Origin of the sequence: Carnobacterium divergens DSM 20623, from assembly GCF_000744255.1 — a bacterium.
Taxonomy (GTDB): Bacteria; Bacillota; Bacilli; order Lactobacillales; family Carnobacteriaceae; genus Carnobacterium; species Carnobacterium divergens.
This window is the reverse complement of the sequence record NZ_JQLO01000001.1, coordinates 2427714-2445529: the sequence shown is the minus strand read 5'-3', so window position 1 is coordinate 2445529 and position 17816 is coordinate 2427714. Positions and strand designations below refer to the sequence as shown.

The following is a 17816-nucleotide window of genomic DNA, read 5'->3' as shown; positions in this document are numbered from 1 at the left end:
TAGGATGGGCTCTTCAATTTGAATTTTCAACCCTTCACTCTCTTTACTTGATACTCTTTGCACGTTTTTTAGGAATGGTAATTGGATATATTAGTACAAAATTAATTTCCGCCATAAATTGACTACCCTATGATTGGAGCTTATTGATGATATCTTCTATTAAACAACATCGCAATCGTAACCTCGATTTATTACGTATTCTTTCGATGTTTATGATTGTCTTGTTACACTCACAAACTTTCGGCATTTTCCATTATGGTTTGCCCTCAGGAATTCAGTTATTTACATTGTATTTATTTCGAAATTTAGCCATTGTCGCTTCAAATTGTTATGTTTTAATCAGTGGCTATTTTTTAATAAAAAAAGGATTTAAACGTAAAAAAATAGCGTACTTTGCATTTGAAGTGAGCTTTTATTCAGCTTTTATTTATTTGATGATTGTTCTCTTTACGCCACTTACCTTTTCAATCCAAGATTTCTTTCATTGGATATTCGTTCTTTTTTGGGGAAATTACTGGTTTGCAACCTTATACCTTGTGTTGTATCTTCTTTCTCCTTTTTTAAATTTATTTTTAAACCAACTAACTCAAAAGCAATTTCAACAGGTACTAATAGGAAGCATTGCAATTTTTTCATTCTGGGCTACATTTTCTCACTTACCGATTTTAGGGATGAATGAAGGCTATAGTATCTCAACTTTCCTCTTACTTTATACTTTAGGCGCATATTTCCAATTGTATCAATTGCCTTTCAAATGGAAGTCTGGTTGGTATCTATTCCATTATTTTAATATTGCAGTAGGATTAACAGTGTATTTCTTTTTAATTGACTACAAAGATTGGATGACTGACTACCATTCCCCTTTTGTTTTACTTTCTTCCGTATTGCTTTTCCTTTTCTTTAAAGAAACTCATTTTAAGAAAACTTGGGGAAATAAAATAATCCCTTTTATCTTTGGTATTTACTTAATTCACGAACATCCTTTGATTCGCACCCTTTTATGGGAAGAATGGATTCCTATTCATCAAATTATTCAACAACCATTAATGAATCTTATTTTATTAGGATTAAGTACGCTTATTTTTATTGTTTGCTTACTCCTTTCATTCCCCCTTCATAAACTTAGTAAAAGGATATTTGAGATCTTACTGACCAAATTAAATTAAAACCTGAACTCAATGCTGAATGCATTGAGTTTTTTTATTCTTTTCTTTCACATTTCCTTTTTGAGATTATAATCTCAAAAATAATTTAAATAGAAATTGTTTTTTTTTATTCACATTTAAGTTATTTGTCTTTCTTAAAGATAAATAATGTCGCCTCCCATATGATAATCTTATTATTGTAGTGCTATTATCATACTTATGAGATAGAATACAAAAAAATATTAGGGGGAAATAAAAATGAAAAAATTAGTAATTGCAAGTTTATCATTAGGAGTTTTAGGATTAGTAGGTGCTCCTTTCGCATCAGCTGCAGATTTAGAAACAAAAGGAACTACTGGTCAAGTTGAATTTACTGAAGGTAAAATTACCATCGAAGATGGTGAAAGTACTTTTGGTGGTGGATTACCATCAAATTTAGATTTTGGTAAACATGCAATCCAAAATGAAGCAGATGAAGAATGGTCTGCTACAACAGATGGAACAACTGTTACTACTGGTTCATTAAATGTTTCAGACAAACGCGGTTCTTCAGCTGGTTGGACTATTAAAGCTAAGCAAAATGCACAATTTAGCATTAATTCTGTAGAATTAGAAGCTGCTGCTCTAACAATTAAAACTGGCGATGCTACTAACGTAGGTGGCGTTTTGCCAACTGTTGGTGCCATTAATGTTGATAAAGAATTACCTATCAATGCTGATGTGGACTTCTTTGGAGCTAAAGTTAACACTGGCGCTGGAGATTCACACTTAGCATTAAATGAATTTAGATTAGCTGTACCTGCTACTTCTGAAAAAAGAATGGGTGTTTACAAAACTTCTATCACTTGGACTTTATCAGATACACCTGTAAACTAATTAAAAATCAAGAAATATAAATAGTCATTTATTTTGGCTATCTATATTCACTTTTGAAAGGATGCCCTATAAAAATGAAAAAAAGGTTACTTATTTTTTTTGCTTGTTTTCTAGGATCGCTTTTCCCTATCTTGAATGTACAAGCGGATGAAACTAGCGACCCAAATAAATTAGCAAATTTCACAACAGAGGCTGCATTACCAGAAAATCAGTTTAATAAAAATGTTACGTATTATGATTTAATGGTTGAACCAGGTTCTAAACAAGACTTAACTGTCATTATTAAAAATACATCTAATGAGAAAATGACAATCAGCCCTTCTATTAATCGTGCACATACTAACCTTGTTGGCGTTGTTACTTACTCAACTAAGAGCAAAGAGAAGGCTCCAAACCTAAAATACAATATTGAAGACATCGTAACACTCGATCAAACTACAATTGAAATTGAACCGAATGAAAGCTACAGCCTTCCTATCCATATCAACACACCAAATGAAAAATTTGATGGCGTATTGGCAGGAGGTTTATATTTATTTAAAGAAGATAAAACCAAAAATAAAGGCAATGTTAAAAATTACTTTGCTAGAGAAATTGCGATCTTACTGAGATCTGACCCTAGTAGCACTGAGCTATCAGGTAATTTAAAGGTAATTAAAGCTAGTGCTGGACAAGAAAATTATCGGAATGTAACTCAAGTTCTATTCGAAAATAATCAGCCAGCTTTTTTAAGCAACTTTTCAATTGATGCAAGAGTTTCTAAAAAAGGAACTTCTGAAACTTTATATGAAGTCAGCACTAACGGTTTATCGATGGCACCTAATAGTTCCTTTAATTTTCAAGTCCCATTAAATGGTGCTTCTTATGAAGCTGGAACGTATACCGTTAAAGGAACCTACAGCCACAATGATCAAAAAGAAAAATTTGAAAAAGAATTTACTGTTTCTAAAGAGGAAGAAAAAAAATACAACGAAAAAGATGTAACAATCGATCGTAGTAGTATTTTTGACAGTAAACTTGTCATTGCGCTTTTCGTTTTATTAAGTGCTCTGATGCTTGTAATTCTACTCATTCTTTTTATCTATCTAAAAAATAAAAAGAAAAGAAAAAAAGCAGCACAACGCAGAAGAATCGCTCAACAAAGAAAAAAAAGAAAGAAAAAAAAACCATCTGATATTGAGTAATCGTTTCTAATATAATGAAATCAATTAAGTAACTACTGCTTTGTTAATTTCAAGTAGTTACCCCCAAAATACAGTATTATACGATACTACACTTTCAGAAAGGAGCTTTTACTTTGAAAAAAATATTTTTAAATGTCTTACTATATATGACTTTACTTTCGACAGTTGCTCCCATGAGCACCATTGTTCAAGCGGAGTCACCAAGTCCTACAGAACCTGTGACTGTACAAGATCCTCTTGTGCAAAATCCACTTACAGAATTAGATGCACTGACTAGAAACACAGAGGAAGTAATCGAACAAAAAGAAAACCCAATTGTGTCTGAACAGCTACTAGAAGAAACACATTCTATACCAGATAAACCAACCTTAGAAAATAAATTAGACACCATTATTCCTTCACCCAATGTTGGAACTTCTAATTTATTAAATCCATCAGCTAAATTGGAAAATTATGCTATAAATCAGTATTATGATTCAGTTACTATGGAACGTATTGTTGGAGATACAACTAGTCCTGTAAAAAATGGAGATAAAATTGATTATTATGATCAATTTAACATTTCATTTAGTTGGTCTGTTCCTAATTCAGCTAATTTAGTAGCTGGTGATGTCATAAAATCAACTCTACCTCGTGAGCTAAATCCGCTCAGAACAGGTCCACTAAATGTTACAAATAACAAAGGTATAGTTGTTGGTTCGTGGAAAATAATAGTCTCTCCAACTGGAGAAAAAACATTAGAATTCACAATTAACGAAGCATTTGTATCCTTAACAAACCGATCTGGTACCATTAATTTTACAGCCCAGTTAGATTTTAGCCAGGTACAAAATCAAGATCAAAGGATTCAATTAAATTTTGATACAAAAGCTCAAGAGTCAATTAATCTTGATGTAAAAAAAGCTTCTTCCGTTGATCCTAACGAACGTTTATATAAATTTGGTCAAGTAGATACTTCTAATCCTGAAATCGTTATTTGGAGTATTCGAGTAAATTATTCAGGTGTCAAAAGTAACCGCACAACAATAGTGGATTTACCCGTTGATCAAGAGTATATGCCTGATCGTATTTGGGCAAGTTGGGGAGAATACAATAAAGACACTGGAGAATATACTCAAATTGAACCTGTTCCAAATTCTTCAATTTATGGACGTGTCGGCGGAGGTTTCGAAGTTGAATTTGGAGATATCGGAGAGGGAACAAATAGACCTTCAGGTATTATTAACGTTGCTATGAAAGCTAATGATGGCGGCACTGCAGGGAGGTACTTCAACCGTATTCTTTCCTATTCTTCAGGTAGCCAAATCCGAGATTTAACTGTCTCCACACCAAAATCTGGTGGTGGCGGTGATGGTGATGGAAATTCAGTTCTTACGGTACGTTTAGTTGACTCTACAGATCCTTCGATCAACCTTGATGGCGGAAAGTTTTCCGTATTCGAGGATGGTAAAAATTTAGGTCTCCACAATGCTGTTGCTGGAGCCTTTAAAATAGCTGCAAAACCTGGAAGTAAATACAATATTGTACAAACGCAGGTCGGTACAAGAAGTGGTTATGTAGTTTATGACCTAGACGAATCTTTTAAAGATGTTACAATAACTGGAGATACCGAAGTTATTTTTTCTAATACACCTCTCAAAGGTAGCATTAAGCTAACAAAAGTTGATGCCGATGATCCATCTATTGTATTGCCTGGAGCCAAATTCGAGATAATTGACCCTATGACTAACGAAGTGATGATAGAAAACCTGGTTACCGATGAAAACGGGGAAATTATTGTTAGTAATTTAGATCCTAGGAATTATTTATTTTCCGAAACAGAACCGCCTCCTGGTTATGAATTGAATCCTTTATATCTGCCTCTATCTCTTACAAATCAACACGTTAGCAGACCTGGTACTGAACAATTTTTTAATTTTATGAATTCTGGAAAATTTTCCAATAAAAAAGCTGCTAAAGAGATTTCCTTAATCAAAAAAGACAAAGAAAATCCAAGTATCGTTCTTCCCGATGCACATTTTGATCTTTATAAGGAAGGTGAATCTGTACCTATTAAAACAGATTTAATTACAGATGCTAGCGGTATAATTAACATTGCTCTAGATTATGGCGATTACTATTTCCAAGAAACAATCCCACCTACTGGGTACGTTTTAGATGAAACGAAACAGCACTTTACAGTGAGTTCTACTGAGCAAACACCACTCGTTGTTTTTAATGAAAAACAACGAGTAACCATGATTGATAGTCAATTCCCAAGTGACTTAAACTTCGGAACACATTCAATTCAAAATAGTTCGGATGAAAAATGGCTTGCTACAGTAGATGGAAATCAAACCAGTAAAACCATTACTAGCACTTTAAAAGTTGACGATAACCGTACAACAACAAGTGGCTGGAAATTAAAAGCCAAACAATTGGAACAATTCAAAAATGGTGCCACCGAATTAACAGGCGCACACTTACTCATAACAGCAGGTACTGTAAATAGTAATGCAAATGTGATTCCATCTAATGGAATTCAAGGAACCACTGCAACTTTAATTCCAAATGAAGAAAAAACTATTTTTGGTGCAAAAGCAAATGAAGGAACGGGAATTTCGACGTTAGAACTATCTAAGTTTGAATTAAGTGTCCCTAAAACTGCCGCAAAAAAAGTTGTAAAGTATTCCAGTTCAATTGTATGGACACTATCTGATACACCTTAGTAAGAAAGGAGATCTAAATGAAAAATAAGAAACCAATCTTCATTGCGTCGCTACTTTCAATTTTGATATGTCTTAGTATTCCAACACAAGCTTTGGCAGATGATAACATTTATGAAACGACTGGAACCGTTGAGTTTTACTATTCAGATTCATCTTCCGTAGTACCGCCAATCAAAGAAAAACCTCAAGATCCTATTGAGAAACCAGCACCCTCAATTAAAGAATCGAATCTTAACAAACTTCCTCAAACAGGTGAGGAAAAATTAGCTCTTTATTTTAAGATTGGTGCACTAAGTGCTATCGTTGGTCTACTTGTTTTATATAAAACAAAAAAGAAAACTAAATGTAGCAATCTTCAATAGGTACTACCCTAACCCTTAATGAAGTAGTCCATACTAGTTGTTTGTTGGGCTACATTAAAAAGAACACTAGGAGGTAGCTGATGACTATTGAACAATATTGGAATGATGTCACCATTTATTATGTTGTATTTCAAACTCATACTAACTTAGAAATCAGCAAAACGTTGGTTTTTCCAACAGAATGGTCCCAAGAAAAAGTAAAAACTAGTATTTCGAACTGCTTTAATAACGTAAAAAAAATTATAGTCATTGAAGAAGATGCAGAAGGTCTAGCTTTGAAGCTATAATTCTTCTATAAAAAAAGGGAATTTTGACTGTTAGTCAAAATTCCCTTTTTTTTCGATTTCATCATTCGTAAACTTCACGTTTTACAATTCCAATGTAAGGCAAATTGCGATATTTTTCAGCATAATCAATTCCATACCCTACAACAAATTCATTAGGTACTGGGAACCCTACATAATCTGCGGTAATATCCACTACTCTACCTTCTGGTTTATCAAGCAATGTTACCAATTTCACTGAATTCGCTTTACGGTATTTAAATAAGTTGACTAGATATTCCAATGTACGCCCACTATCGATGATATCTTCCACAATTAAAATATCGCGCCCTTCAGCATTCGTGCTCAAGTCTTTAATGATTTTTACTTCACCTGTAGAAACAGTTGCATTTCCATAGCTAGAAACATCCATAAAATCTAACTCAACGTCAATATCCATTTCCTTCACTAAATCAGTGATAAAAAAAATAGCGCCTTTTAAAATTCCAACGACCAAAGGATTTTTTCCTTCGTAATCTTTTGACAGCTGCTTTCCTAATTCGGCGGCTTTTGCTCGTAACTCTTGCTCCGAGTAAAGAATCTCTTGAATATCTTTATGCATTTGATTGGTAAACTCCTTTAAGTTTTCTCAATTTGATTAAAACAGTACGTCTTGCATTTTAGCAGTTTCCAAGGAAAGAAACAATCACTTATTACTTAAAAGTAACGTTTCTTTTTGAATTAAAAACTTATCTACTTGTTTAAAATCGATAGCCACACCTATTCCAAACCCATTTGGCACGGACATTTTTCCTTCCTTGAATGAAAAATCTGACGTTACAATATCTGATTCAAAATAACGGCTCGTTTGTGAAATATCTCCAGGAAAACGAAATTCTGAACGAGAAGCCAAAGCCAAATTGTGAGCTCGTCCTACGCCCGCTTCAAGCATGCCTCCGCACCAGACTAATAGGTCTTCTTGGTCACAATACGAAATGATTTCTAACGCTTCAGTTAATCCACCCACTCTCGAAAATTTTAAATTAACTGCCTTGCAACTGCCTAATGCCACTGCTAATTGGACATCAGACAATGAGCGAATATTTTCATCTAGGCAGATTCTGGTTTGAACTTGCTTTTGCAACCAAGCATGATCTAAGAAATCTCGGACACCAAAAGGTTGTTCAATCATGGCTAACTGATAGTGGTCCAATTCTTTTATCAATTTGATATCAGATCTCGTATATGCTGAATTGGCATCTGCCATTAATACTAAAGTTGGATATTTTTCTCGAATAGCTTGAATGGGTTCTTTATCGAATCCTGGTTTAATTTTCAATTTCACTCGTGTATAGCCTGCATCTACATATTTTGAAACAAGTTCTAACAGTGTGTCTGTATTTTCTTGAATTCCAATACTTACACCGACATCAATTATTTGACGACTTCCTCCAAGTAAACTTGCTAAAGAACGGTGTTTACATTTTCCATATAAATCCCAAACAGCTGATTCAACGGCTGCCTTTGCCATTTCATTTCCTCTAATGCTTGAAAACCGTTCTTTTATTTCACGTGGATGTTGAATGTCCTCACCTTTTAACAACGGAAGCAAATGATGTTTTAAAATCAGATAAGCGGTCTCACTCGTTTCTTCTGTATAATCAGGTACTGCAAAAGCTTCCAGCTCTCCGTAACCTTTTTGACCATTCTCCTCAACTACTTCCACCAAATAAAATGGCTTTTCTTTCATCACACCATAACTCGTAACAAATGGTGTCACTAAAGGCATAGCTAACTGATACAGGTTTACTTGGCTAAGTTTCATAGGTCTCACCTTCTACTGTCTAAGTTTTTTAATGCTACAGAAAATTCTGCTGGCGCTTCTAGATGAACGGCATGCCCTACTTCAGAAAATGTAACAATGGATCCCTTTTTTAAGTGGGGATTTATTTGAGCTGCAAGTTGACAAAATTTAGTATCTAATGCTCCTACAAAAAGAAAAACAGGACAACTGATAGCGGATAATTGATTCCAGTAACTAGGCTGACTTCCTGTTCCCATACCAAGCAAACTTTTTTGCAGCCCTTCTACATCTTGACTAAGGCGTTCTTTGCGAATCGCTTCTTGTGTAGCAAGTGGCAATTTTTTTTGCGATGAAAATAAGGCGAGATTTTCCCAATCGTTTACAAATGAGACAAGGCCTTTTTCCATGACTTTATCGGCTAATGCTTGATCTTGAATTTGACGTAGTTGTTGCTCTTCTTGCGTTTTCAATCCCGGTGAACTACTTTCTAAAACCAATTTCTCTACTCTTTCTGGATAATATAACGTAAAGGCTAATGCCAATCGCCCTCCCATTGAATAGCCGAGTAGCGAGACTTTTGGAACCTCTAGTTGATCTAATAAGTCTGCTAAATCCTTACATTGCTCCTCAATTGCATAGCGGGAAAAGTCCGCTTGGCTTGTTGTGTTGCCGTGACCCAACAAATCAAGCGTCAAAACCGTGTCTTCTTCTAAGACTGGCAGGATTTGACGAAAAGTGTTCTTCGTCCCTGTAAATCCATGTAGCAACAACCAGGTTGTCTTTGACTGTCCTTGGGAAAGAACATAATCATAGCTCAGCCCTCTTAGCTTAATTTTCATAACCATAACCATGATCCTTTAAGGCTTTTGACACTGCTTGATAAAGCTCACGATGGCTTGCTACATTTTCATATCGATTGGTTTTGATTTCAATAATATCTAGCCCTTTATGAAAACTAGCTAAATCCATTGCTTCATGAAATTCTTCTTGTGTTTTAGGCGCTTGGTAATTACCTTGGTACAATTCTGCAATCGTTTCAAAATTCAAAGCTAGTTCCGTTCCAAAAAGTGTCTCAAAATGTTTTGGTAACGTTGCTTGCGGTAAAAATGAAAAAATGCCGCCACCGCTATTATTGACTAGAATAATTGTTAAATTTAAGCCATATTTTTGAGCCATTGCCAAACCATTCATATCATGATAAAAAGATAAGTCTCCAATTACCAAATACATAGGCTGAATTACGGTTCCACTACCTAAGGCACTCGAGATGACTCCGTCAATTCCATTAGCTCCACGATTAGCTAATAATTTGATTGATTTATTTGTTTTATTAAAGAAGGTATCCACATCTCGAATTGGCATACTGTTCCCAATAAACAATCCTGATTTTGTTGGTAAATATTCTCTAATCCAGCGAATCAATTGTCCCTCATTTGCTTCTGTTAAGGTGGTCAAATACTCGTTAACAACCGTTTCTGTTGCCTTATTGAAATGTTGCCAACTTTGCAACCAATCTGAACTGGTTGCTTTTTTAAAGTCTTTTGCTAAAGCATCTACTAAAAAGCGTTCATCGCAGTGAATGATATCCGTTGCTTGCTTCGTTGGGTCTTTCCACTCATTACCAGAATCCACCAAGTAATACAAACTATCTTCAAATTGTTCAATCCATTTCATTAAAGATTTAGAAACGGGCATTGCTCCAAATCGAATAATGACTTCTGGAATCAACTCCGTCACTAAATCTTGCTCTCTTAAAAAGGTGTCGTATTGGTCAATAACCGTGTTGTCAGTATCGCCATATGTTCTTAATCCTGACAACGGATCTGCTAAAATAGGCCATTTGATTTGCTTGGCAAACGCCGCAAGTGGTTCGGCAAATTCTTTCTTACTATTTGGTCCTACAATAATCATTCCCTTTTTACCTTCACAACTAGCAATAATTTGTTGAATAAGTTCTGGTTGAATCACTTGATGCGCGTAATAAATATGGGTATGACGAATTGCTTTTTCTTGTGTGAATGGAGAGGGGTCTAAAATTGGAACAAGTGGTTCTCTTAATGGAAAGTTCAAATGAACGGGACCACGTGGCGCTGTCATTGCAATATCAACTGCTTTGCTCCCTTGCCATTTTGCATAGCGTAGCATTTCGACTGAGTTTTCTGGGAGTGCCATATCCGTAAAATATTTCACATGAGTACTGTATAAGTGAACCTGATCCATTGCTTGAGGAGCGCCGACATTTCGTAGTTCGTGAGGTCGGTCCGCAGTTAATACTAATAAAGGAATTTCTGACAATTTTGCTTCCGCTACTGCTGGCATATAATTAGCTGCTGCTGTCCCTGATGTACATAATAAAACGACGGGACGTTTCCCTGCTTTAGCAATCCCTAACGCAAAAAAACCTGCTGAACGTTCATCGACGTCAACATAAATTTTTAAAGCTGGATGCTCTGCCATCAAAATAGCCAACGGAGTAGAACGTGAACCGGGGCTAATTATGGCTTCTTTGACGCCTGCTTGAATCAATTCTTCAATAAATGTCGCTAAATAATCGGTCATTGCTACTTGGTAGTTACTCATGATCTAATCCTCCTAAAGCTCTTAACATCGGTTGAAATTTTATTCTTGTTTCAATTAATTCTTCTGCTGATTTTGAACCGGCTACTAAGCCACAACCTGCAAATAATATACTTTGCTTTTCCATTAGTAAGGCTGAACGAATAGCTACAGCAAATTCTCCCTCGTCATCTTGGTTTAGCCAACCAATTGGTGCTCCATAAAACCCACGATGATAAGGCTCCTTTTCACGAATAACTGCTAACGCCTCGTTTCTTGGTAAACCACCTAATGCTGGAGTTGGATGCATGGCTTTAACTGCCATTAGAAATGGAACAGTCGCCTGTCTTTTTCCTTCAACTGTCACAAATAAATGCTGAATATCTCGATTTTTTAAAAGTGTTGGATTTCCAGAAACATTCAAATCCAGCGTCAATGTTCGTAGGGTTTCAGAAATCATTTCAACAACTAAATGGTGTTCATGTGTATTTTTATGATCCTTCAATAATGCCTCTCCAATGACTTGATCTTCTGCTTTCGTTTTCCCTCTTGGGGCAGATCCAGCTACACAAGCTGAATAATAATGCTGATTCTCTGCTGCAAGTAATTGTTCTGGCGTTGCACCAATAAAAGCTTTCTCTTTATTTTCTAAAACAAAAAAATAACTATTTTGTTGCGTCATCATCAGCCGCTCTAAAACATCTTCAACGTCTACAACTGAATCGTGTTCAACCAATAATTGCCTAGATAATACCACTTTTTGTAACGTCGTGGATTGTTTAATCAATTCAACTGTTTCGTCAACGGCTTGTATCCATTCTGTTGTTGCTAATTCAGTTTTGTTGGTAACAACTGCTTTGGCTGCTTTAGGTACTATTTGTTCTTCAAGAAGTTCTTCCCATTTCCCAAAAAATTCGTTAGCCTTCTGATGTAAGTCTGTTTGAGAATCTACGTAAAAATTAATAGTTAAGTAGGTTTCTTCTGAAAGTACAGTTACTAAATACGTTGGCAAATAAAAAAATGCCGATTGAAAATCTTGCCATTCTTTAGATTCTCCACGTTCAGGGTCGAAGTCAAAGCCACCAAATAAAAGGGCACCCGTTGCGCGCCTTTTTTGATTCGTTGCCGTTTGTTTTTTTAATTGCTGATTAAATTCGTGGACACCTTGATAACTCGTTATTCCTTTATTTGAGCAAAATTGATTTGTACTTCCTAATCCCACTAGCGTTACCTTTTTTGAAGGATTTTGCCAAAAAAAGCGTTTTGTTGAATATACTCCTTTTCCTTGTTTAAAAATCATCAATAGGTTCAACGACTCTATTTTTGTTACCCAGCTGACTAAAACTTTTTCTTGTTTGGTTAATAATTCTTCTACTTGCGCTACTAGACCCACTGGTAATTCTACCATTTTGATTCGCTCCTTAATTCTCTTAATCACTTCTTAGTATAACAAAAACCAAACAAAAATACAGATTCATTGATTGAATAATAGGGAAATTTAATCGTTTTATTGGCTGCTTCTGCTTATTAAAAACGAAACCCCAAATTCAATGAAAATGAACTTGGGGTTTTGATTGTTTATTCTATTGAGCTGATTCTAATGCCGTTACGATTTCTTCTAAGGTTTTAGCTCCGAAAATCACTTGCTGATGATCCATAATCATCGCTGGAACGCTCATAATTTTCTTCTCTTTTTTCAAATCAGGGAATAGGGCTGTATCAATCATTTCTGCTTCTACCTTATGATTAAGAGAGGCAATGCGTTGACAAGCTGCTACTACATCTGGGCAATAATGACAGGTTAAAGAGACACAAATTTCAATTTTTGAAGCAGGTAATTTTTGAATCCGTTGAACTAATGCATCTTCAATCGGTTGGCCCGCACTTCCCACGTTGTATATCGCTAAGACTAATGAATTTAATTCATGTCCACTTGGAACGCCACTAAATTTAATTCCTGTGTATTCTCCTTGATCATTCAATAAGACAGCTGTGGGCGTTCTTGTTAAATTGATTTTCTTTTCAAATGCATCGTCTTGGCCCAACATGCGGTTTTCAAATTGAATATGTTCACTTAAAGGCTCAATTTGCTGTAAAAAGGCTTGCAATTCAATTGATTTTGCATCATTTTGGTCAAATAGATTCACTAAGGTTACATTCGTTGTCAGTTTACTAAAAATACCCTTTAACTGCTCTTTCATCGTTTCTGGGAACCACTCATTTGAAGCAGTAGTTTTTGACTTTTCAGCTTTTTTAACAGACTCTGCTTTATGTTCTTTCACTTCTTTTTTCAACATTTTCTCACTAACGGCTGGCAATCCAAGACGTTCTTTTTCATTTGTAACGTATTTTTCAGCAACTGTTGCTGAAATTCCACCATCTGCTACAGCTGTAACGATTTGTCTCAATTCTTTAACACGTAAATCACCTGCTGCATAAACACCCGTCACACTCGTCTCCATGAGCTCATTCGTAGGAATAAATCCTTGCGGCGTTAACTCAATTTTGCCTTCAAAGATTTCGGTACTTGGCTGATTCCCAGCGAATACAAACATCCCAAATGCGCCATCTTCTGCAGAAGCTTCATAAGTAAACGTTTCCCCCGTTTCATTGTTTAAGAAAACAGCTTTTTTCATGAAATCATCACCTGTTACTTCTTTGACTTCGGTATTATAAATAATTTTAATATTTGGATTGTTTTTTGCTTGATCTGCAGTCATTTTAGCACAGGTGAAATCTGGCTCTCGGATGATCATTGTAACACTTTTTCCATAACGTGTTAAAAAGACCGCTTCTTCTGCCGCAGCATAACCTCCACCAATCACAAAAATATCTAAGCCACTGAAAAATTCACCATCACAGGTTGAACAATACGCAATTCCTCGACCTGTAAATTCTGTTTCTCCTGGAAATCCAATCTTACGTGCCGATGCACCCGTTGCGATGATCACTGCTCTGGTTTTATAAGTTGTCGTAGCTGTTTTGATAATCTTAACTTCTTGTTCCAATCCAACTTCACTAATTTCGCCCGTCGCAAATTCCACGCCAAAATCTTGTGCTTGTAAGTACATTTCTTCCGTCAATCCTGCACCAGTTGATTTTCGAACCCCTGGATAATTCACAATTTCAGAAGTCGTTGTCACTTGTCCACCAATTTTTTCTTTTTCAATAATCAGGGTGTCCAACATTGCCCGCCCTGCATAAATGCCTGCAGACAAGCCTGCCGGTCCACCACCAATAATAATCAAATCATATATCTGTTCTGTCATCGTTTCAAAACTCCTTTTTATTTGTCTTCTAAAAAAAGCTCCATTCCATCCATTATGGAACAGAGCTTCTATTTATTTCATGTTAAATTTTACCAACTAAGTCTAGGCTTGGTGCAATTGTATCTGCTCCTGGCTTCCAGTTTGCAGGACAAACTTGATCGCCATGTTCTTCCACGAATTGAGCAGCTTCTAATTTTCTAACTAGTTCATCGGCATTACGACCAATTCCCATATCATGGATTTCGTAAGCTTTGATTTCGCCTCTTGGATTTACGACGAATGAACCACGGTATGCTTGACCAGCTTCTTCATCCATCACGCCAAAGAAACGTGAGATTTTTCCAGTTGGATCAGCAATCATTGGATATTGAATTTTTCCAATTGTATCCGTCGCATCCGCCCACGCTTTATGTACAAAGTGGCTGTCGGTTGAAACTGAATAAACTTCGCAATCAATCGCTTGTAATGCTGCATAGTGATCTTGAACGTCTCCTAATTCAGTTGGACAAACAAATGAGAAATCTGCTGGGTAAAAGAAGAAAATACTCCATTTTCCTAAAACATCATCGGTTGTTACTTTAATAAATTCACCATTTTGGTACGCATCTGCTTCAAATTCCATTAATTTAGTATTGATTAAATTCATTATTTCCACTCCTTTTTAGTAGTTCGTTTTACTAGTTTAATTGTAACAAACGATAATTATTACGTCAAACGAATTATTATAATCTGGCGCTTATATTCGCATTATCAACGCAAAAAAGACCAAAAATAGATTCATTTTTGATCTTTTGAATAGTAGGCTCAATCCTTATTCTTAATGGACTAACTGGTACGACTCTAAAACTTGTTTTTTTAATATTTTTTTCGTTGTTTCATCTGCAAAACTAGCTTGAATGCCATTAAGTGTTAATTCTTCCATTCCTTTATAGCCAATTTGATACAAACGGTCTAATGTCATAAATTCTTTTGTTAAATTAGTATTAGAAACAGCTCGATTATCTGTACTAACAGCCAATTTCAATCCAGCTTTTTGAAATTCTTCAAAGGGGTAGTTTTCCCATTTGTCTACCGTTTTTGTTTGCAAGTTACTGTTTGGACAAATTTCAACGGTAATCCCTTTTGAAATACAATAATTTAAAATCTCTGGATCATCTTTTAGAGCAATCCCATGGCCAATTCGAGTAGCTCCTAAATCGACTGAATCTTGCACATTTGTTGCACAACCACATTCACCTGCATGAAGGGTTATGGGTAAATCATACTCTACTGCTAACTTAATTATTTTTTTATACTCTTTTGGCGGATAATTGGCTTCGTCACCTGCTAAATCAATCCCTACAATCCCTTGACCTAAAAATTCTTTCGTCAATTCAACAATCTCTAGGTTGTCTTTTTCCTGATGCCCTCGCATCATACATAAAATTCCGTTACTTTTAACACCAAAATCTCGTTCACCTTTTTTTAATCCTTCTACTACCGATTGGATGACGCGTTCTGCAGATAACCCTTTACGCGTTGAAAGCATGGGTGCAAAACGAACTTCTATATAGGTCACATTTTCTTTTGCAACGTCCCCAGTCAATTCATACGCAACTTCTTCAAGAGCTGACTCTACTTGTAAGCAATCTAAAACCGTCTCAAATTTCCCAATATATTCCAACAAACTTTGACAGCCTTCACCCGCTTCTACTAAGGTGCATAGGGCTTCTTCATTTTCAGGAAGTTCATAACCCTGCTCATTAGCAATGTTGCGAAGTGTTTTTTTACTTACAGATCCATCTAAGTGACAATGTAATTCTACTTTTGGCAAATTTTCAACTGTTTTTTGTTCCAATCGTGTCATCTCCTTTTTAAAGTAACGAAATAGTTAATTGATGATAACGGATTTTCATGAAAAATGAAAGCTTTTTTATAAAAAATGAAAAACTTTTCATAAAAAAAGCTAAATTGAAATCCCTTACTTCTAAAAAACGTTCGTCTTTAAACTGAGAAGTCTAGTTACTTTTGCTTGTAAAAAAACTAGCCATCTTGCGCTTTTTAAGATACTATTAGTGAGTATGAATGCTTAGAAATCCATTTAATTAAAGGAGGTTTTCTCTTGTCAAAAGCCTATACAGACTTATTATTAGATACTTGTCTTTTAGCAGGTAAAATTATGATGGAGAGTGGCGCTGAGATGTATCGGGTAGAAGATACGATGAATCGAATCGCGACTGTTGAAAGTGGTAAAAAAGGGATTAGTTTTGTAACTCCAACGGGTATTTTTATGGCAATAGAAGGCGGAAGCTCTGTTAAATTACAACAAATTCCCAGCCGTTCAATCAATCTTGAACGTGTATCCAAAGTAAATGATTTATCTCGAGAATTTTCCGCTCAAAAAATTGATCTCCCAACACTTTCCACACATCTTAAACAGGTGGAAAGTGAAAATGATTTTTTTCCTATTTGGTTACAAATTATCGCAGCCGCTGTGGTTAGTGGTACCTTAATGATTCTATTTGGTGGTGCATGGCCTGACTTTATTCAATCCTGCATTATTGGAGCCATTGGTTTTGCTGTTTATTACTATAGTAATGAATTTTTAAAAGTTAAATTTTTAGCTGAATTTTTTGCTGCTTTTGTGATTGGATTGCTTGCTATTACAACGGTCTCAATTGGATGGGGTGTCAGTGTAGATGGAATGATTATCGGAAGCGTCATGCCTTTAGTTCCTGGCGTACCGATTACCAATTCAGTTCGTGATTTATTAGCAGGGCATTTATTGTCTGGTATGGCACGGGGTACAGAAGCATTGATTACTGCTTGTATGATTGGAATCGGAATCGCTGTCGTCTTCCAAATGTTCTATTAAACAGAAAGGAGCTCTACCACTATGTTTGACTTAACTATTCAATTAGCCTTTAGTTTTTTAACAACGGCTGCTTTTGCCATTATTACAAATGTACCAAAACGTTCTTTAATAAGCTGTGGTTTAACAGGGATGCTAGGGTGGATTGTTTATTGGGGAACAGGTCAATTTGGTGTTAGTACTGTTTTAGCAACCTTTTTAGGCGCGTTCACCGTAGCTATTTTCAGTAATCTCTTTTCCAGAATAAAAAAACTGCCTGTGACTATTTTTAACATTCCAGGTATTGTTCCATTGGTTCCTGGTGCCTTGGCTTATCAAGCAGTTCGTAATCTTGTTTTAGGAGACTATGTAGCCGCCGTCTCATTTAGCGTAAAGGTTCTGTTAGTTGCTGGCGCTATCGCATCTGGCTTAGTCATTTCTGAAGTATTTAACCACAATATTCGTAATTTCCGTGAAAAAAAAGAACACTTTTAATCTAAAAAACGCAGTCTAAGAAACTTTCTCTTAAACTGCGTTTTTCAATCTACTTATTTTTAGTTTTTTAAAATCAAAGCGGAGTATAATTCATCTACATAAGTCACTTCTATAATATGATCAAATTTTTCCAAAATAAGGACTTTAATTTCTAGTTCAGAAAGAGTCATAGGCAACACTATTGTTTGATGAATTTCTTTTTGATTGATTTCTCCGTTTTTCAAATGAATTTGCGCCATAAATCCGATATTATAAATTACACCATCATCCCAATTTTTTTCAATCATTTTATTATTTCGCTCCTTTTCAAATACCGGCTTATTC

17 protein-coding genes are annotated in these 17816 nt (G+C 35.5%); 8 read left to right on the top strand and 9 right to left on the bottom strand.

Going from position 1 to position 17816, the window contains the following annotated elements; all coding sequences use genetic code 11:
- Positions 1-146: 146 nt before the first annotated feature.
- The 6 genes from BR52_RS11635 to BR52_RS11610 all read left to right on the top strand — a co-directional run bounded on the left by BR52_RS11635 (position 147) and on the right by BR52_RS11610 (position 6562).
- A complete protein-coding gene (locus tag BR52_RS11635; protein WP_034572996.1) occupies positions 147-1166 on the top strand; it encodes an acyltransferase family protein in 1020 nt (339 codons plus the stop codon).
- Between the two features lie 237 nt (positions 1167-1403).
- Entirely contained in the window at positions 1404-2021 is a 618-nt protein-coding gene (locus BR52_RS11630; protein ID WP_034572993.1) for a WxL domain-containing protein, read from the top strand.
- A gap of 74 nt (positions 2022-2095) precedes the next feature.
- Positions 2096-3205, top strand: coding sequence for a WxLIP family cell surface protein (locus BR52_RS11625; RefSeq protein WP_034572989.1), 1110 nt, complete (start codon positions 2096-2098; stop codon positions 3203-3205).
- Positions 3206-3318: 113 nt separating this feature from the next.
- Positions 3319-5913: a SpaA isopeptide-forming pilin-related protein gene (locus tag BR52_RS11620; protein ID WP_034572987.1), complete on the top strand. Its 2595-nt coding sequence runs from the start codon at positions 3319-3321 to the stop codon at positions 5911-5913.
- A 17-nt stretch (positions 5914-5930) separates the two neighbouring features.
- Entirely contained in the window at positions 5931-6275 is a 345-nt protein-coding gene (locus tag BR52_RS11615; protein ID WP_034572984.1) for an EF2685/EF0750 family sortase-dependent surface protein, read from the top strand.
- A gap of 80 nt (positions 6276-6355) precedes the next feature.
- Complete coding sequence (locus BR52_RS11610; protein ID WP_034572981.1) at positions 6356-6562, top strand: hypothetical protein; 207 nt, start codon at positions 6356-6358, stop codon at positions 6560-6562.
- A 61-nt stretch (positions 6563-6623) separates the two neighbouring features.
- Here BR52_RS11610 and hpt read toward each other — a convergent pair whose 3' ends face one another.
- The 8 genes from hpt to add form a co-directional block, all read right to left on the bottom strand.
- Complete coding sequence (gene hpt, locus BR52_RS11605) at positions 6624-7160, bottom strand: hypoxanthine phosphoribosyltransferase (protein WP_034572978.1); 537 nt, start codon at positions 7158-7160, stop codon at positions 6624-6626.
- Between the two features lie 84 nt (positions 7161-7244).
- The gene (menC, locus tag BR52_RS11600; RefSeq protein ID WP_034572975.1) at positions 7245-8363 is read right to left on the bottom strand and encodes an o-succinylbenzoate synthase; all 1119 of its coding nucleotides are present in this window, start codon (positions 8361-8363) and stop codon (positions 7245-7247) included.
- A 5-nt stretch (positions 8364-8368) separates the two neighbouring features.
- Complete coding sequence (gene menH, locus BR52_RS11595) at positions 8369-9187, bottom strand: 2-succinyl-6-hydroxy-2,4-cyclohexadiene-1-carboxylate synthase (RefSeq protein WP_051915719.1); 819 nt, start codon at positions 9185-9187, stop codon at positions 8369-8371.
- A complete protein-coding gene (menD, locus tag BR52_RS11590; RefSeq protein WP_034572972.1) occupies positions 9171-10922 on the bottom strand; it encodes a 2-succinyl-5-enolpyruvyl-6-hydroxy-3-cyclohexene-1-carboxylic-acid synthase in 1752 nt (583 codons plus the stop codon). The genes menH and menD overlap by 17 nt, the downstream gene beginning before the upstream one ends.
- On the bottom strand, positions 10915-12306 hold the full coding sequence (locus BR52_RS11585) for an isochorismate synthase (RefSeq protein ID WP_034572970.1): 1392 nt from the start codon (positions 12304-12306) through the stop codon (positions 10915-10917). The genes menD and BR52_RS11585 overlap by 8 nt, the downstream gene beginning before the upstream one ends.
- A 175-nt stretch (positions 12307-12481) precedes the next feature.
- On the bottom strand, positions 12482-14167 hold the full coding sequence (locus tag BR52_RS11580; protein WP_034572967.1) for an FAD-dependent oxidoreductase: 1686 nt from the start codon (positions 14165-14167) through the stop codon (positions 12482-12484).
- Between the two features lie 82 nt (positions 14168-14249).
- A complete protein-coding gene (ahpC, locus tag BR52_RS11575; protein WP_034572964.1) occupies positions 14250-14813 on the bottom strand; it encodes an alkyl hydroperoxide reductase subunit C in 564 nt (187 codons plus the stop codon).
- A 171-nt stretch (positions 14814-14984) separates the two neighbouring features.
- On the bottom strand, positions 14985-16004 hold the full coding sequence (add, locus tag BR52_RS11570) for an adenosine deaminase (RefSeq protein WP_236707188.1): 1020 nt from the start codon (positions 16002-16004) through the stop codon (positions 14985-14987).
- Positions 16005-16268: 264 nt separating this feature from the next.
- On the opposite strand from add, the gene BR52_RS11565 reads away from it, so the two are divergent.
- Positions 16269-17021 carry a threonine/serine exporter family protein gene (locus BR52_RS11565; RefSeq protein ID WP_034572958.1) on the top strand — a complete coding sequence of 251 codons (753 nt, stop codon included), beginning with the start codon at positions 16269-16271 and terminating at the stop codon, positions 17019-17021.
- Positions 17022-17042: 21 nt separating this feature from the next.
- Entirely contained in the window at positions 17043-17492 is a 450-nt protein-coding gene (locus BR52_RS11560; RefSeq protein WP_034572953.1) for a threonine/serine exporter family protein, read from the top strand.
- A 59-nt stretch (positions 17493-17551) separates the two neighbouring features.
- On the opposite strand, the gene BR52_RS11555 is transcribed toward BR52_RS11560, so the two are convergent.
- Positions 17552-17779, bottom strand: a complete 228-nt coding sequence (locus BR52_RS11555; protein ID WP_034572950.1) for a hypothetical protein — start codon at positions 17777-17779, stop codon at positions 17552-17554.
- Between the last annotated feature and the right edge of the window lie 37 nt (positions 17780-17816).

Bases quoted from the DNA above. Each gene is read 5' to 3' on its own strand.
- BR52_RS11585 (WP_034572970.1), bottom strand. From the start codon at position 12,306: ATGGTAGAATTACCAGTGGGTCTAGTAGCGCAAGTAGAAGAATTATTA.
- BR52_RS11610 (WP_034572981.1), top strand. From the start codon at position 6,356: ATGACTATTGAACAATATTGGAATGATGTCACCATTTATTATGTTGTA.
- menH (WP_051915719.1), bottom strand. From the start codon at position 9,187: ATGGTTATGAAAATTAAGCTAAGAGGGCTGAGCTATGATTATGTTCTT.
- ahpC (WP_034572964.1), bottom strand. From the start codon at position 14,813: ATGAATTTAATCAATACTAAATTAATGGAATTTGAAGCAGATGCGTAC.
- BR52_RS11625 (WP_034572989.1), top strand. From the start codon at position 2,096: ATGAAAAAAAGGTTACTTATTTTTTTTGCTTGTTTTCTAGGATCGCTT.
- BR52_RS11635 (WP_034572996.1), top strand. From the start codon at position 147: ATGATATCTTCTATTAAACAACATCGCAATCGTAACCTCGATTTATTA.
- BR52_RS11630 (WP_034572993.1), top strand. From the start codon at position 1,404: ATGAAAAAATTAGTAATTGCAAGTTTATCATTAGGAGTTTTAGGATTA.
- BR52_RS11560 (WP_034572953.1), top strand. From the start codon at position 17,043: ATGTTTGACTTAACTATTCAATTAGCCTTTAGTTTTTTAACAACGGCT.
- menD (WP_034572972.1), bottom strand. From the start codon at position 10,922: ATGAGTAACTACCAAGTAGCAATGACCGATTATTTAGCGACATTTATT.
- BR52_RS11555 (WP_034572950.1), bottom strand. From the start codon at position 17,779: ATGATTGAAAAAAATTGGGATGATGGTGTAATTTATAATATCGGATTT.
- BR52_RS11580 (WP_034572967.1), bottom strand. From the start codon at position 14,167: ATGACAGAACAGATATATGATTTGATTATTATTGGTGGTGGACCGGCA.
- BR52_RS11615 (WP_034572984.1), top strand. From the start codon at position 5,931: ATGAAAAATAAGAAACCAATCTTCATTGCGTCGCTACTTTCAATTTTG.
- hpt (WP_034572978.1), bottom strand. From the start codon at position 7,160: ATGCATAAAGATATTCAAGAGATTCTTTACTCGGAGCAAGAGTTACGA.
- menC (WP_034572975.1), bottom strand. From the start codon at position 8,363: ATGAAACTTAGCCAAGTAAACCTGTATCAGTTAGCTATGCCTTTAGTG.